14 protein-coding genes and 4 tRNA genes are annotated in these 15,550 nt (G+C 43.4%); 7 read left to right on the forward strand and 11 right to left on the reverse strand.

All coding sequences use genetic code 11. The annotated features are described in order from the left end of the window. The first annotated feature begins 45 nt into the window (after positions 1-45). Positions 46-1,269, forward strand: a complete 1,224-nt coding sequence (locus MZ182_RS08015) for a hypothetical protein (protein WP_248069767.1) — start codon at positions 46-48, stop codon at positions 1,267-1,269. 23 nt (positions 1,270-1,292) lie between these two features. On the opposite strand, the gene tnpC is transcribed toward MZ182_RS08015, so the two are convergent. The 3 genes from tnpC to tnpA form a co-directional block, all read right to left on the reverse strand. After that, positions 1,293-2,795 carry an IS66 family transposase gene (tnpC, locus tag MZ182_RS08020; protein ID WP_248085115.1) on the reverse strand — a complete coding sequence of 501 codons (1,503 nt, stop codon included), beginning with the start codon at positions 2,793-2,795 and terminating at the stop codon, positions 1,293-1,295. Between the two features lie 87 nt (positions 2,796-2,882). After that, positions 2,883-3,227 (reverse strand): IS66 family insertion sequence element accessory protein TnpB, encoded by a 345-nt coding sequence (tnpB, locus tag MZ182_RS08025; protein ID WP_088585868.1) that lies wholly within the window; start codon positions 3,225-3,227, stop codon positions 2,883-2,885. Further along, complete coding sequence (tnpA, locus tag MZ182_RS08030; protein ID WP_088585869.1) at positions 3,224-3,523, reverse strand: IS66 family insertion sequence element accessory protein TnpA; 300 nt, start codon at positions 3,521-3,523, stop codon at positions 3,224-3,226. The genes tnpB and tnpA overlap by 4 nt, the downstream gene beginning before the upstream one ends. A gap of 10 nt (positions 3,524-3,533) precedes the next feature. Here tnpA and MZ182_RS08035 point away from each other — a divergent pair, with 10 nt between their 5' ends. The 3 genes from MZ182_RS08035 to MZ182_RS08045 all read left to right on the forward strand — a co-directional run bounded on the left by MZ182_RS08035 (position 3,534) and on the right by MZ182_RS08045 (position 7,002). Further along, positions 3,534-4,382: a hypothetical protein gene (locus MZ182_RS08035; protein WP_248114743.1), complete on the forward strand. Its 849-nt coding sequence runs from the start codon at positions 3,534-3,536 to the stop codon at positions 4,380-4,382. 260 nt (positions 4,383-4,642) lie between these two features. After that, on the forward strand, positions 4,643-5,671 hold the full coding sequence (locus MZ182_RS08040) for an IS110 family transposase (protein ID WP_011979494.1): 1,029 nt from the start codon (positions 4,643-4,645) through the stop codon (positions 5,669-5,671). A 938-nt stretch (positions 5,672-6,609) separates the two neighbouring features. Then, complete coding sequence (locus MZ182_RS08045) at positions 6,610-7,002, forward strand: DUF6678 family protein (RefSeq protein ID WP_028760278.1); 393 nt, start codon at positions 6,610-6,612, stop codon at positions 7,000-7,002. Between the two features lie 209 nt (positions 7,003-7,211). Here the strand turns inward: MZ182_RS08045 and atcC are convergent, their stop codons facing one another. The 8 genes from atcC to MZ182_RS08085 form a co-directional block, all read right to left on the reverse strand. Then, positions 7,212-8,108: a cold adaptation protein AtcC gene (gene atcC, locus MZ182_RS08050; protein WP_011789683.1), complete on the reverse strand. Its 897-nt coding sequence runs from the start codon at positions 8,106-8,108 to the stop codon at positions 7,212-7,214. A gap of 11 nt (positions 8,109-8,119) precedes the next feature. Further along, complete coding sequence (atcB, locus tag MZ182_RS08055; RefSeq protein ID WP_248069720.1) at positions 8,120-8,878, reverse strand: cold adaptation protein AtcB; 759 nt, start codon at positions 8,876-8,878, stop codon at positions 8,120-8,122. Beyond that, positions 8,878-9,405 (reverse strand): cold adaptation protein AtcA, encoded by a 528-nt coding sequence (gene atcA / locus MZ182_RS08060; protein WP_248069722.1) that lies wholly within the window; start codon positions 9,403-9,405, stop codon positions 8,878-8,880. Before atcA ends, atcB begins: the two co-directional genes overlap by 1 nt. Before the next feature lie 22 nt (positions 9,406-9,427). Further along, positions 9,428-9,712: a J domain-containing protein gene (locus tag MZ182_RS08065; RefSeq protein WP_006081330.1), complete on the reverse strand. Its 285-nt coding sequence runs from the start codon at positions 9,710-9,712 to the stop codon at positions 9,428-9,430. A gap of 322 nt (positions 9,713-10,034) precedes the next feature. Continuing rightward, positions 10,035-10,111: transfer RNA gene (locus tag MZ182_RS08070), tRNA-Met, on the reverse strand. A gap of 140 nt (positions 10,112-10,251) precedes the next feature. Beyond that, a tRNA-Met gene (locus MZ182_RS08075) sits at positions 10,252-10,328 on the reverse strand. 240 nt (positions 10,329-10,568) lie between these two features. Further along, positions 10,569-10,645, reverse strand: a tRNA-Met gene (locus MZ182_RS08080). A gap of 239 nt (positions 10,646-10,884) precedes the next feature. Continuing rightward, positions 10,885-10,961: transfer RNA gene (locus MZ182_RS08085), tRNA-Met, on the reverse strand. Between the two features lie 257 nt (positions 10,962-11,218). Here MZ182_RS08085 and rlmKL point away from each other — a divergent pair. The 3 genes from rlmKL to MZ182_RS08100 are packed head-to-tail and all read left to right on the forward strand — an operon-like array spanning position 11,219 to position 15,531. Further along, positions 11,219-13,348 carry a bifunctional 23S rRNA (guanine(2069)-N(7))-methyltransferase RlmK/23S rRNA (guanine(2445)-N(2))-methyltransferase RlmL gene (gene rlmKL / locus MZ182_RS08090; RefSeq protein ID WP_011919116.1) on the forward strand — a complete coding sequence of 710 codons (2,130 nt, stop codon included), beginning with the start codon at positions 11,219-11,221 and terminating at the stop codon, positions 13,346-13,348. Continuing rightward, entirely contained in the window at positions 13,341-13,604 is a 264-nt protein-coding gene (locus MZ182_RS08095) for a glutaredoxin family protein (RefSeq protein ID WP_248069730.1), read from the forward strand. Before rlmKL ends, MZ182_RS08095 begins: the two co-directional genes overlap by 8 nt. A gap of 1 nt (position 13,605) precedes the next feature. After that, positions 13,606-15,531, forward strand: coding sequence for an ABC transporter ATP-binding protein (locus MZ182_RS08100; protein ID WP_011919118.1), 1,926 nt, complete (start codon positions 13,606-13,608; stop codon positions 15,529-15,531). The last annotated feature ends 19 nt before the right edge of the window (positions 15,532-15,550 follow it).

Here is a 15,550-nt window from a genome sequence, read left to right on the forward strand (position 1 = left end):
TAGTAAAAGAGACAATGATACGAAATTACAAGGTTAATGTTTGTTATGAACAAGTCAGATAGAGATAGGGTTGTATTTCACTCGATACACGACATGTCGAGTGGTCATTACTTATCAAAAGCAGAGCGGTTATTGAATAGCGAAATAGCAAACGATATAAACGATATAAACGATATAAACGATATAAACGATATAAACGATATACTTGAACTGTACAATATATCGCTGTTTTTCGAAAACGGCATATACCTTAAAAGTTGGTCAGATACAGATATTGTTGCTTACAAAGAAAAAGTTAATACTTTTAAAAATTTAATTGGGAAATTCATAACTAATATTGATGATAGTAACTTCCTGTCATATTTTGAAAATATAGATTACGGTTACTATGATAGTTTCTGGTTATTAATAAATAACTATCAACAATATAAAAATATATCGCCATCTCAAATAGAAGAAGTTTTAAAGAACCTCCCCCATCAAGTGAGGCACTTGTTGAGCCATAAAAATTTGGTGGATAAATATAAGCTTGTTCTCTGTGAGTTTTTAAAAAGTGACCAGCAGAGTGCAGAGATCCTTCTTTCTATATATGAAGTCGAAAATAGTTTCAATAAAACGAAGTTGTACCTACCTAGTTGTTTAACTATTCAAGATAAAGAAAGCATAATTGCTTCGTACATCGACTCAGGGCATTGCAATACTAACTACCTGCCAATAATACAAAATTCTAAAAAACATAGTGACTTCCGAATCTCAGATAAAACTAAATTAGCAGCTAAGAGAAAATACCAACAGTCTATTAAAGAGTTTTTCGATAGTGGTTCTAGTTCATCATTTGAATACGGGGTAGCTATCAGTTATCCCGAAAATGCTTCTAAAATTAAACATGCTTGGATTGAGCAGGGTACAGTCCATTACGAATTTAGCTTGGATTACATTAAAGAAAATAATCACCCGTATATTCTGTACAGAAACTTCGAGACACTTTTTGAGTACGTGGATGAACAGAATATTGTAGCTTTAACCAGCAAAGAAAATCAGCTTGGAATTTTTGAAAGAACTTTAGGTGTTAGATCTAAAACTGAATACGTTTTTGGTGTGGCGTTCACACAATTAGAAATGGCATCTATGGGCCAAATTTACACATATTCCAACGTACTAAAAGGGCTTGGGTGTTCATTAGAAGATATTCTAAAAACAGTTTTCACTAATACTCTGCCGGAATTATTTGACTTACCTAGTAACGCCAATTTTACAATTCCTACGTAAGCGGTTAATGAACCAGTGAAGCCCTACTCAATTCCACTGAGATAAACATTCCATGGCATCAGATCCGACATATCATCGGCGATTGAACGCTTTGGCAACTCCGTGAACAGGTGCCGGAAGTAATAATAGGGGTTGATGTCATTCGCCCGACACGTCATGACCAAGCTATACAGATTGGCACTGGCTTTCGCACCACCGACTGACGTTGAGAACATCCAGTTTTTTCGCCCCGTCGTGAACGGCCGGATATCCCGCTCTGTCACATTGTTGTCGATGCTGATATGTCCATCTTCCAGGTAGGTCAGCAGCTTAGGCCACTGATTCTTGGTGTAGGTGATGGCCTGGCCTAATGCTCCTTTGGGCAGCACATTCAGGCTATCGAGCCACGCTTTGAAGTCATTCAATATGGGGAGGCTTTCTTGCATCCTCAGCTGTTGGCGGGCTTCGGCCGACAGCGTTTTGGCTCGCTTTTCTATCCCATACAATTTGGCGATAAAGGCCAGGGCCTTTTCGGGTTTCCCTGCCTTTTTCGAAGGGGATGCCTTTTGAGCATCGGTGAACTTGCGGCGCACATGCGCCATGCACGCGGCTTGAGTGACACCGTCTACCGTGTCATACGCACTGTAACCATCTGACAACAGATAACCATGGTAATCACCAAGGAATTCGCGCACACAAGCGCCTGCTCGGCTGGGGTGATAGTCGTAGATGACGACGGGATTGGGGGTGAACTCGCCGCTGCGATAAACCCACATATAGGATTTGGACTGGGCCTGTCTGTCTTCTTCTCTGAGCACTTGCACCGTGGTTTCATCGGCGCAGATGAGGGATTCTTTTAGGAGCTGCGCTTTCATTGCATCGATAATGACCTGCACTTTACTGCCAAGCTGCACACACCAGTTGGCCAAGGTGGCGCGACTAATATCTATACCCGAGCGGTTCAGGATATCTACCTGACGGTAGAGCGGCAGTGCATCGACGTATTTGGCGGTGACCACGGCGGCGAAGGCCTCGGCACTGCCAAGGCTTTTAGGGAGCATACTCGCCGGTTTTGGAGCTGTGACCACTTTGCTGGTTTCGGCTGTTTGCTCGCAGTGGCGACAAGCATATTTGGTGCGCTCATGGCGAATGACACTCACTCGCTGAGGTAGGATTTTCAGGGTTTCGCTGATTTCCTTACCGCATTCATGTAAAGGCGCATCACAGCAGTCGCAATACGGCGCATTTAAGGTATGGGTTTGCACCTCGCGCTCAAGGTCAGCAGGCAGCGGTTTACGACCCGTTTTTCTGCGCTCTTTAGGTGAGGAAGGCAACGCGTTTTGCTGTTCAGCTTCGTTGAACGTTCCTTTGGCGACTTTTTCGCTTTGGGCAGCGAAGCGTTTGGATTTGCTGAGGTTGAGCTGCTCAACGAGCAATTGCACCTGCGTTTTGAGGGCGGCGACTTCCTCCTCTTTGGCCTGCAACAATGCATCCTTGGCAAGAAGCATGGCCTTGAGTTGTTCGATGTCATTGGGGAAGTCGGTCATTGGGCATCATCTTACAGCATTCAATAGTCCCCAGTGTGACGGTTAAAAAGGATCGTTCAAGTGCAAAATTACGATCAGTGTCTAGCATCACACTTCTAGCCCATTTAAGGGCCGATGGGCTTTGTTGTTCTCGAGTGACAGCCCAGAGAGCAACCAGTGAAGTTGCGGTTTGCTAATGACAATCACGCCCTGGGAATTCGGGCGAGGCCATTTGAAGGTACCGTTCTCCAAACGGCGATAGTAAAGCCAAAACCCGTTGGTATCCCAAAACAAGATTTTGAGTTTATCGCGTCCGCGATTACAGAATATAAACCAGGCCTCGCTGAACGGGTCCATGTCGAGTTGTTCGGCGACAATGAGCGACAGACCATCGATAGACTTTCGCATGTCGGTGACACCGGAGACCAGAAAGACCTTGCCGGAGGGAGTCATTGCAAGGCATCTACCCAGTGTTTGATCTGAGCGGTACTCAGTGTTGTTGGTAATTCAGCGCGAATACCATTGGCAAAAGTAATGATCACCGACTCAGCCTTCGTCTCTTCATATTCATTGAAAATAATAGGCTGAAGTGTTTGCGTTGCGTCAGGAGAACGCAATCGCTTAGACCAATAGTAGAAGGTTTGATAACTGATGCCGCTGTCTGCACAGAATTGCTTGATGGAAAGCGTGCTTTGTTTTTGTTGCTCAACAACTGTTGCCCAATGGGCGCGCTTTTGCTCTTGGTTCATAGTGCCTCCGATGAAAAAGGCACTATGTCAAAGTATTGGTATTATTGGTATGTGGGGTTTATTAACCGCTTACATTCCTACTCAAAATGCTTCTGCTTTAGAGAAAATAAGAACAATCGCACCTGAGTTCGAGTCGATATTGAAGCAATACAAATTATTTGTAGAAAATGGACATATTGATTTTGAACTTCTACAAATGTCGTCTGGCCCTACAGCCATCAAAGACATTCCAAGCTTAAATAGCAATAAATACATATATATCAATAAGGATGACCAAGAAGTTAATTTTCTAACTTATCTGCTATTTTCGGATCAAACTCTGTTGACTTATCTTGACCCGTTCAAAGACAAGCAATACAGAAACTTTGTTGATTTATTGGTGAATGAAGAAGAAATCGATTTCGGAAATTACGAAGAACATCAGCTTGAGCATTTAAATTATTTGATAGATAATAATTATATATCTGTCGATGAAAATAATTGCGTTCAAGTTACAAATTGGAACCGAATTTTAATATTCAGAGATGTTTTTGAAAATGAGGTCGCCTCGTTACACCATTATCCTGCCGATATTCAAGACGAGGTTATGCATATGAGTAATGATAGACTAGTGTTTTTTGGAAGTTCACTTTTCGCAATACCTGAGCAAAATTACTTCAATTACTATTTAAACAAAAGTGAGTTTACAAACGGGCACGACTTAAGAAATAGCTATTTACATGGTACACAGGCAAATCCGACAGAAATTCATCTACATGAAAATTCCTATTTACTTTACTTAAAGCTTTTAATCTTAGTTATTTTTAAAATAGAAGATGACTTGTTTATTTATAAAAAGCTTAAGGCGGACGAAGAATAACAGTTAGAAAGGATCGTAGTTCGTACTAATTTATATGTAGGCAGGATACTATGATCAACTTATTGGGCGGTTCTACTCCAATGATTCAGCTGACGTGATGGAGAAACAACACCGTTCATGGTTTCAATTGATACTCCTATGCTAATAATACCCCATATAGATACAAAGATCCTGTAGTGATGTGATGGACGCCTCAGCACCTAAGCTTGCAGTATTATGCCAAGCTTAGGTGCTGACAAATAGTTCTGGAGGTTTCCATCATGGATATTAAAGTTATTGGTATCGATTTAGCCAAAAATGTTTTTCAAGTTTGTGTTTGTCTTATGGATAACTCAGTCATGACTAACAAAAAGGTTAACAGAAACAAGCTGCTCGATAAAATTAGACAATTCCCCGAAGGTAGTCTTATTGCTATGGAGGCCTGTGGTACGGCGCATTACTGGGGAAGACAATTTCAAGCTCTTGGTTATCAAGTGCAATTGATCCCTGCTCAACATGTTAAGCCATTTGTTGCAAACCAAAAGAATGATGCCAACGATGCCCTCGCTATATGCGAAGCGGTTTTCAGACCTAATATCCACATGGTTCCAGTTAAAACTGTTGAGCAACAAGACATTAAAGCATTACGTTGTGTACGTAGTCGTCTCGTTCAAAATCGAACCGCCATGGTCAATCAAATTCGAAGCCTAGCGAGCGAGTCTGGTGTGATCTTCTCTGTCGGCAGGTTGCAATTACAAGCGTCACTTAGCCGTATTTTAGCAAATAATGAGCATGAACTGTCTCATACGCTTCATTACCTGTTAAAACTTTTATATGAAGATTTATGTGTTTTAAATGAGAGAATTAATCAAATCGAGCGCGACATTAAAGCGCTATGTCAAATCCAACCTCGCTACAATGCATTGCTGTCGATCCCTGGCTTTGGACCATTAGTCACAGCAAGCTTTATGAGTGAATTAGGTTCGGGTCATCAATTTAAAAATGGCCGGCAATTATCTGCATGGTGTGGCTTAGTGCCATCACAATCGAGTTCTGGTGGAAAAGTTCGACTAGGATCGATCACGAAAAATGGCAGCTCAGAACTACGTGTTTTACTCATCCATGGCGCCAGAGCCGTTGGCCGATTTGCAAGCAAACGTGATGATAGACTTGGGCGATGGTTTAATGCACTTGCGTTAAGGCAAGGTCGACACAAAGCCGTTGTCGCATTGGCCAATAAAATAGCGCGTATAGGATGGCGGATCCTCACGAGTAACGATAATTTCGACGTTAATAAAGCGTTTGCGTAAGACGTTAAGCATCACGTAAAAGTTTACATGCACTGATGAATAAACGGTCAACCGTACCTATTAGAGCCTGACTTGACCAAGGCATTAAATGCCGATGTAGTGATAAGGTAATAGGTTTCGGATTTACATCATGGCGCGGGTAAAAAGCCTATTTAGACGCCGAATATATGGTAGTGAACCAATCATTCAAAAGTGTTGTAAAAGCTGAGGCGTCCATATATGGTCAAGTAAAACTGGCCACAGGTTTAGAGCTTTTTCATACTTTTGGTAATCTTAAATGTTGTCATTAGAGCAAAAGTCCTAACTCGAAAATGTCCAAAAGCGTGCTGCGTAACGCTTTTAAATCTACAGATTACGCGAATGCTCGAAAGGTGTGCCATGGTGATTGGCGAGACGACCGTCCGCCCCATGGACGGGGCGGTCGAGCATCCAAGGACGGACTTGCTGCGAGTCGACGAGCTAATGCCATGGCAAGCCTGTGCGAGTGGATACCCGTAAACGCTAAACTTCTAACAACTGAAATTACTGCTCTCCAAACATTTCTGTCCAAAAGCGTGCGGCGTATCGCTTTAAATATATAGGTTATGCTAGTGCGCAAAAAGGCGTGTCATGGTGACTCGCGTGACGACCATCCCCCCTACGGACGGGCATTCTAGGATGGACTGGAACAACATACATGCTTAACTGCCAGTTCGCCCTCCATGGCTCTCGTTCATAAACTTAGAATCCCTTGGCTTCTATTCACCCTGTCGACGAGCAAATACGATGGCAAGCCGATATAAGTAGGTCAAACCAATAAGCGCTCCACGGTTTAAAATGGATGGACTAATTTATTGCCCATCATTTTATCTGTCATTTTAATTAGTTTTTATTGGTAAAATATGTCTATTAAAGCTATATCATTTAGTTTTTCACTTAGTCGCTTGAGACACTAAAAAATGAATTCTGAAGTTTTGAAGTATGTAAACGAGCATCAGCTTTCGTCTGTAATGAATAAAACAAAGTGGTGCGAGCTTGAAAAGGCATTAAATGGATCTGAAGATTTTATTCCCTATGTGCGATACAAATTGATTTATGATGAAAATCCTAATGCAGGTTTTACTGCCGTGTGGTGGCACGAGTTACTTGAAATAGCAGAAACCATTGAGTGGTTAGAAGTTGATCCATTCAAAAGAGAATGGCTAGGCCGATTAGTGGCGGATCGAGTGACGGACTTTTCTGATGTTGTAAGCGCACAATTAGCCCAATATTCAATTCCTTATTCGATAGAAAATGGCATGTTTAGAATTTGGGGTTATCTGAGGAGGGATGAATCTCCAGAATTTATCTAACTGAAGAGTTATATCTCTGTAAGTCACTTATTTTAAAGCTAAAACTACTAAATACTGAGACCTAAATACTGATTGTTGGGATTGGGCATAGAGACAAAAGACATTAAAAAAGTGCTTTATTTTTCAATAAAGCACTCATTTTTAAGCGACTCAAGCACTCGTTGACCTACTGAACACAGTACTGATTAAGGTACTGATTAAGGTACTGATTAAAGTACTATGTAGAGTGGCCATCCAAGGAGGCCGACAAGACCTTCCTTGTGTTCGAATCTTTCTAAGCGTTCGGGTGAAGCATCGCTGAGTAAGAGTTCGCGGTAGCTTTTCGCAAAGTGCAGGGTACGCAGTAGGGCGGGGGCAAAGTTTTTGCCGAGATCTTTACTGATGGTTTCAGCGAGTTCTGCGGGTAATTCTGCTAACGCTTTCTGGGTTTCCAATTCGATATGCTCACGGGTAAACCATTCCTCTTTTAAGGTGATTTTGCCGATACGCTTTTTCAAATCCTGTCTGACTTTGGCGCCATCAAACAACAATCGATACAGTACCGCTTCGGCTAATACACTCTCTAGATTGAGAAAATCTAGCGGATCATAGCTCGATTGCGCATAAAACTGTGCCAATAGGGCCGCAATTGACTGTTGGCGTTGGTGTTCAAGCAGGGCATCTTGATAGGCTTCATAGCCTAACCATTCTTCCGCATCGGGCGGGCTAGACACTTGTTCAAGCAAGAACTTGTCGACATCACCGTACAATGACTTGTCGTTGATGAGTTTATGCTTGCTGACAGTGCTGAGCATGCTCCAGCCTTTTTGGAAGCATTTGACTACGCCATCGGCGGTGATCAACAGGCGTATCGCCTGCTGCGGGTTTTGGTTTGATAATTCCATCAAACCAAGGCTCACCACACCAATGACATCATGCGCCGCTTGTTCGAGCAGGTGCATTTTGTACTTGTTGTAAAACTTATCGGCCAGTTTGAGGCTCATCAAAATGGCTTTGGATTTGATTTGTGACAGCTGTTCACCGCTCAGCGTTTCGTCTGCTTGGCCTTGGATCAATACCTTGCTCAGGTAGGGTCCTTGATCTACATCACGCAGTACCAGTTGCATCAAATAATTCCTTAATCCAAAAAGCTAAACATATCATCGACTTCAGCGTATTCATCCGTCACTTGGTTTTTCTCTTTGGCTTGAATAACCAGCTCGTTGACAAACTTGCTGATGATCATTTCCCAACCTGAGCTTTCGTTACGCAGCAGACTCTTAATGGCTTTTTCAACATCGGGCGCGAGCTCGTGGATCAAGGCCATTAGGCTGCGTGGGTCGTCTATGCTGAGGCTGTGTGCATCTTCACTGGCGACGCGGCTGTCGTAGCCGATGGTTTCAGTGTCTTCTTCGTCATCGTAGAGATCGGTGTAGCCGTCTTCATCTTCATGTTTTTCGCCTAACATCATTTCGATGAAAGGGATCGACAGGTAGAAGAGGCCCGCAGGATCTTCGGCGATACATTCTAAAATCGCAGTTTGCTTTTCTTCGCTATCTTGAATGCGAATTAAATAGGTCAAAAAATCAAAGGTATGCTGAATAAGTTCTTCGGCATTGTTTTTGATTTTTTCTTCCCAGTACAAAGGTTGCTGACAGACGATGTCGCGAATTTGTTCTGGGGTCATGAGTTCAGACATGATCGAAGGACAAGAGATATCATGGTGACTGTTGATTTGGGTCAGCGTGACGATATCCATGTGTTCGATGACTTCGACTAATTGCGCGTCGCTCATGGTATTTGCAATGATTTCAAAGCGTTTGCTCGCTTGTTTTGGCTCTACGTCCGCCAACTCTTTAATTTCGGCGACGGTAATCTCAATGAGACTAGTGTTCATTAGCGGTCCTCATCATCGTAGTGATCGTAGTAGCCATCTTCCTCTTCGCTTTCATCATCGTCGTCGTTATCTGAGGTGCCAACATAATCGTTGTCATCATCTTCATCGTCGTGATGTTTTGCTGCTGGCGTTGCTTTACCTTGAGTTTCAAGTAAATACAGCACGGCGCAGCTTTCAATCAGTAAGGTTTCCGAGTAACCACGCACGGCTAACACTAAAGGTAAATCAGCATTGTTAAAGCCAATCGTGACTTTAAACTCATCCCACTCGGGTTGAGTTGCCGTGTTTATCCAATGTGCCCACTTGAGTTTGGCTTCGGCGGGAAACTTAATTCGACCGTAAAGCGCGACAGGCAGGTACTCAGGCACAGTATCGAGCATCTTAGGATCGGCTTCTAACACCTTTTTGATTTGGCTAGTAAATTGCTCTAGCGCTTTAGGTGTATCGGGATCGTCGTAGGACTCGATATTGTCGTAGGCATTATTTTTTAGCTCATTAATGCGTGAGATATTCAGTTTTTTGACCATTTGACACTACTCTAGAAAACGCTCAAGGATAAAATTGATCCCACAGCTCGCGCATGGCGCTAGCGGGATCGGTCACTATGACGTTATTGAAATCTTTGATAAACGCATTACGTCGCTTAGGATCGGACAACACATCATAAGCATTTTTAACGCGTTCAAGTTGTACGGCGGCTTGCTGCTTTTCCTCTTCCGAGGCGCCTAACAACTTGTCGGGATGATATTTGTTTGACAGTCGTCGATAGGCTTTTTTAATGTCGTCTTCTTTGGCACTGGGTTTTATACCAAGCACGCTAAAGTGGTTAATCATACTTGTACCTGCAGGCGATGGGGCTGATATCGCGAGATAAAAAGGGTTTGACTCTGATTATCTTTAAATTCGTGGAATTATGATTAGTCAGCCGTGGATGATAGCAGAAATCCCCTCGGGGCAGCAAACACGCAAGTCGCTATTTGCAGCTCTAGCTTAACTTATAAAACACTGATGTTGATCGTGCGAATTTGCGAGCCACAATAGGGAGTATATAGCATTTAGTATTGGCTGATGTATTGGTTAGATCTTTGTTATATCTTAGTTTTGCGGGATTTTGATACAAAAAACCAGCATTAAGCTGGCCTGATCATTAGATAATTGGTTGCGGGAGCCGGATTTGAACCGACGACCTTCGGGTTATGAGCCCGACGAGCTACCATGCTGCTCCATCCCGCGTCCGATATCTATCTGTATTACTGTACTATTTTGCTTTAAATTGGTTGCTGTAGCCGGATTTGAACCGACGACCTTCGCCCGTTGTTTATAAAGAGTTGAGCCCGATAAGCTGTTTCTATCGATAAACTAACACGCTAAATTGGTTGCGGGAGCCGGATTTGAACCGACGACCTTCGGGTTATGAGCCCGACGAGCTACCATGCTGCTCCATCCCGCGTCCGATATCTATCTGTATTACTGTACTACTTTGCTTTAAATTGGTTGCGGAAGCAGGATTTGACCTACGACCTTCGCCCGTTGTTTATAAAGAAGTTGAGCCCGATAAGCTGTTTCTATTGATAAACTAATACACTAAATCGGTTGAGGGAGCTGGATTTGAACCAACGACCTTCGCCCGTTGTTTATAAAGAAGTTGAGCCCGATAAGCTGTTTCTATTGATAAACTAATACTCTAAATTGGTTGCGGGAGCCGGATTTGAACCGACGACCTTCGGGTTATGAGCCCGACGAGCTACCATGCTGCTCCATCCCGCGTCCGATATCTATCTGTATTACTGTACTATTTTGCTTTAAATTGGTTGCGGGAGCCGGATTTGAACCGACGACCTTCGCCCGTTGTTTATAAAGAGTTGAGCCCGATAAGCTGTTTCTATCAATAAACTAATACGCTAAATTGGTTGTGGTAGTTGGATTTGAACCGACGACCTTCGCCCGTTGTTTATAAAGAGTTGAGCCCGATAAGCTGTTTCTATCGATAAACTAATACTCTAAATTGGTTGCGGGAGCTGGATTTGAACCAACGACCTTCGGGTTATGAGCCCGACGAGCTACCATGCTGCTCCATCCCGCGTCCGTCTTCAAAGCGGGGCAGACTATAACGGCAGCGAGTAGTCATTGCAAGGACGAATCCTAAAAAAGAAGATGAATGCTCAAATATAAAGCGTAGTGCGGGGATTTTACGCAGTATGAGTCGGGACTCGCTATTATAGGGCGCTAAAAGCTGACTAACTGACTGACTAAATCTGACTTCGGTTAATAACTGTTTATCTTTTATGTATTCGAGCAGGTATAATGTCGCTTTGATTTTGACTGCGTATTGATTATCCCATGCTTAATTTTTTTGCCGCTGCCCCTAAGGGCTTTGAATATAGCTTAGCCCAAGAACTGACAGAATTTGGTGCCACAGAGATTAAGGAGAGTGTTGCTGGTGTGTATTTCACCGCACCTTTAGCCTTAGCTTACCGGATTACGTTATGGACACGTTTAGCCAGCCGTATTGTGTTGGTCATTTATAAAGGCAGCTGTGAGTCGGCAGAGCAACTCTATAATGCTGCCTATTGTATTGATTGGCCAGCACATTTCTCTAATAGAAACACTTTTAGTATCGATTTTCATGGTACGGGTGGCTTTATTAATAACACCCAGTTCGGCGCGCTTAAAATTAAAGATGCCATAGTCGACAGGTTCCGTGACGATGGTGATGAACGTCCCAATGTGTCGCGTACTGATGCGGACTTTAAAGTCGATGCGCATTTTCGTAATGGTGTGATTACGATTGCAATGAACTTCTCTGGACCATCATTGCATCAACGGGGATATCGCTCAACCACAGGCGAAGCCCCTTTAAAAGAAAACCTTGCCGCGAATATGTTAGTGCGAAGTGGCTGGCAAGCCGCGCCTACGACTTTACTTGATCCTTTTTGTGGTAGCGGCACAGTGCTGATTGAAGCGGCGTTAATGGCGGCGGATATTGCTCCAGGACTACAACGTAATCGTTTTGGCTTTGAACATTGGCGTCGTCACGATAAAGCTGTGTGGCAAGATATTGTCGCTGAAGCCAAGGCGCGTGCTTCATTGGGGGTTAAACGCTGCGAGATTAAATTTTACGGATCTGATATCGATTCTCGCTTAGTTGCGCTTGCAAAGCGTAATGCAGAAAATGCGGGAGTGCTTGAGCTTATTGAGTTTAAGGTTGCTAATGCCCTTAATATCGAGCCGCCAGCAGCAGAGGGTTATCTTATCACCAACCCACCCTATGGGGAGCGTTTGGGGAATGTGTCCGAACTTTTGCAACTTTATTACCAACTTGGCGATAAATTTAAAAAAGAATTCGGCGGTTGGAAAGTCGCCATGCTTTGTAGTGATATCGAGCTAATCTCATCACTTAAGCTTAAAGCGGATAAACAGATGAAGATGTTTAATGGTGCATTAGAGTGTGCCTTTAACCTCTATACTCTGCATGCCAACAGTACTCGCCGTGACACGCCTGTTTTGCCTGAAGGAGTGGATATTGCCGATATCGCGCCCGCCTTTGCCAACCGTATTAAGAAAAATGCTAAGCAACTGGAAAAGTGGGCTCAAAAAGAAGGCATAGATAGTTATCGTATTTACGATGCTGATATTCCTGAATATAACGTCGCAGTCGATAAATATTTAGACTATGTGATTGTGCAGGAATATATGGCGCCAGCAACCATTCCTGAGGCGGTGACTAAACGTCGTTTAAGTGATGTGCTGCTGGCGTTACCCGCAGCGATTGGGATTAATCCTAATAAAATCATCATGAAAACCCGTGAGCGTCAGAAGGGAACAAATCAATATCAAAAGTTAGATGAACGTAAGTTAGAACTTATCACCACTGAGTATGGTGCTAAGTTTAAGTTAAACTTAACGGGTTATTTAGATACAGGTTTATTCCTTGATCACCGTCTAACGCGTCGCCTGGTCGGTCAAAAAGCGAAGGGACGCCGAGTGTTGAACCTATTTTCCTACACGGGGTCTGCATCTGTGCATGCGGCGCTCGGTGGAGCCAAGTCAGTTACAACGGTAGATATGTCAAATACCTATATCAATTGGGCGAAGGATAACTTTGCCCTCAATGGGTTGCAAGGTAAGCAATATGAATTCGTGCAAGCGGATTGTTTACAGTGGATCCGTGATTGTAATGAACAATTTGATTTGATTTTTATTGATCCACCGACATTCTCTAACTCAAAACGGATGGAAGATTCATTCGATGTGCAGCGGGATCATGTCAATTTACTCGGTGCTTTAGTGAAACTCTTAAGTCCAACGGGGGAGTTAGTGTTTTCCAACAATAAACGTAAGTTTAAGATGGATATAGAAACACTGACTAAGATGAACATTATGGTTAAAAACATTGATGACATCACGCTGCCCATGGATTACAAACGTAATCCCCATATTCACAATACTTGGTTAATTACCCATGCTTGAACGCAAGAAGGCTAATTTATCAGCTGAATTACACCGGGGCTACGTGCTATATCACACGGAGGGGTGCCATTTGTGTGAATTGGCGGCTGTGCTATTAAAAGATGCTGGTATCGCGTTTCAAACCATCGATATTTGTGATGATGAAATACTCGCGGAGCGTTATGGCGTGTCGATCCCCGTGCTAAAAGCCGCGGATGACAGATGTTTATTTTGGCCATTTGACGCAACGCAATTACAAAAGTTTATAGGAGCTTAGTTTGAGTCTGGTTCGTATCAATAATGGCTCTTTAGCCTATGGTTATACACCGCTACTGCAGAATGCGGATTTTACCATTGAACGCGGTGAGCGCGTGTGTATAGTGGGGCGAAATGGTGCTGGCAAGTCGAGCTTGCTGAAGATTTTATCCGGTGATGTATTGTTGGATGAAGGTGAGTTTAACATTGATGGTAATGTGACCGTCAGCCGTTTACAGCAAGATCCACCCAAGGCTGAGCAAGGTACGGTTTATGCCTATATTGCGGCAGGTCTTAAGGAAGTGGGTGAAGCGCTTGAGCGTTATCATCAATTATCCCACGATGTGGCCCATGCTTCACCTGAACTGATGGATCGCATGCTAAATGAGATGCAAGGTCTGCAGGAAACCTTAGATCACTACAATGGCTGGCAGTTAGATTCACGTATTCAACAAAATTGTGAATTGCTTGGTCTCGATCCGGACAAATCCTTAAGTGAGTTATCTGGTGGTTGGCAGCGTAAAGTAGCACTAGCTCGCGCGCTTGTAAGTGAGCCGGATTTATTACTGCTTGATGAACCCACCAACCACTTAGATATTGATACTATTGAATGGTTAGAGAAATTTCTACTTGATTATCAAGGTGCTATCGTCTTTATTAGCCACGACAGAGGCTTTATTGCTCGTATGGCGACGCGAATAGTTGATTTAGACCGAGGTGTCGTCACATCATGGCCGGGTAACTATCAAGCTTATCTTGATGGTAAGCAGGAGTGGCTGCGAGTTGAGGCAGATAAAAATGCCTTGTTTGACAAGCGTCTAGCCGATGAAGAAGTGTGGATCCGTCAAGGTGTTAAAGCAAGGCGCACCCGAAATGAAGGACGTGTACGCGCACTTAAAGCGCTCCGTCAAGAGCGTAGTGAGCGTTTGAACCGTCAAGGTAACGCTAAAATGGCGGTGGCTGATACAGAGCGTTCAGGCAAGTTAGTCTTTGATGTTAAAGACTTAAATTACAATTTGCCCGATAAAAACCTGGTGAAAAACTTTAATACCACAGTGATCCGTGGTGATCGTATCGCCTTAATTGGTCCAAACGGTTGTGGCAAATCAACATTGATTAAGTTGTTGATTGAAAAGCTACAGCCCCAGTCTGGTGAAGTGAAAGTCGGTACTAAGTTGGAAATTGCCTACTTTGACCAATACCGTGAAGCTTTAGATCCGGAGCAAACCGTTGAAGATAACGTCGGCGAAGGTAAAAAAACGATTACTATCAATGGCCAAGATCGCCATATCTTAAGCTACTTGCAGGATTTTTTATTTTCGCCAATGCGAGCAAGAACGCCGGTTAAAGCCCTGTCTGGTGGTGAAAAGAACCGTTTATTACTCGCAAAGTTATTGATCCGTCCAGCCAACTTAATCATTCTTGACGAACCAACAAACGATCTTGATATTGAGACCTTAGAATTGCTAGAGTCGCTGCTGACTGAATATCAAGGCACCCTGTTACTCGTAAGCCATGATAGGGCGTTTATCGATAATACCGTGACGAGTAGTTGGTGGTATGCAGGCAATGGCCACTGGAGCGAATACGTGGGTGGCTATCAGGATGCGGTCGATCAGGGGGCTAAGTTTTATTCTGAGGAACCTAGTTCACAAAAGACGGTCGAAGCTCCTGCAGTTGAAATGAAACCTGCGGAAGTAAAGGTTTCAGAGCCTGTCAAAGCAGTAAAAAAACTGTCGTATAAGTTACAGCGTGAGTTAGAGTCATTACCTAGTCTGATGGAACAGTTGGAGCAAGATATTCTTGCACTGCAAACCGTGATAGGTAATTCAGATTTCTATAGTCAGGCGCAAGATAAAGTCAATCAGGTATTAAACCAGTTGGCAGAGAAAGAAAAGCAATTGGAAGTTTGCTTCGAGCGGTGGGAAGAGCTTGAGTCACTGAAGTAAGCCAATAATAAAAATGGGA

Origin of the sequence: Shewanella sp. JNE2, assembly GCF_023159115.1 — a bacterium.
Taxonomy (GTDB): domain Bacteria; phylum Pseudomonadota; class Gammaproteobacteria; order Enterobacterales; family Shewanellaceae; genus Shewanella; species Shewanella putrefaciens.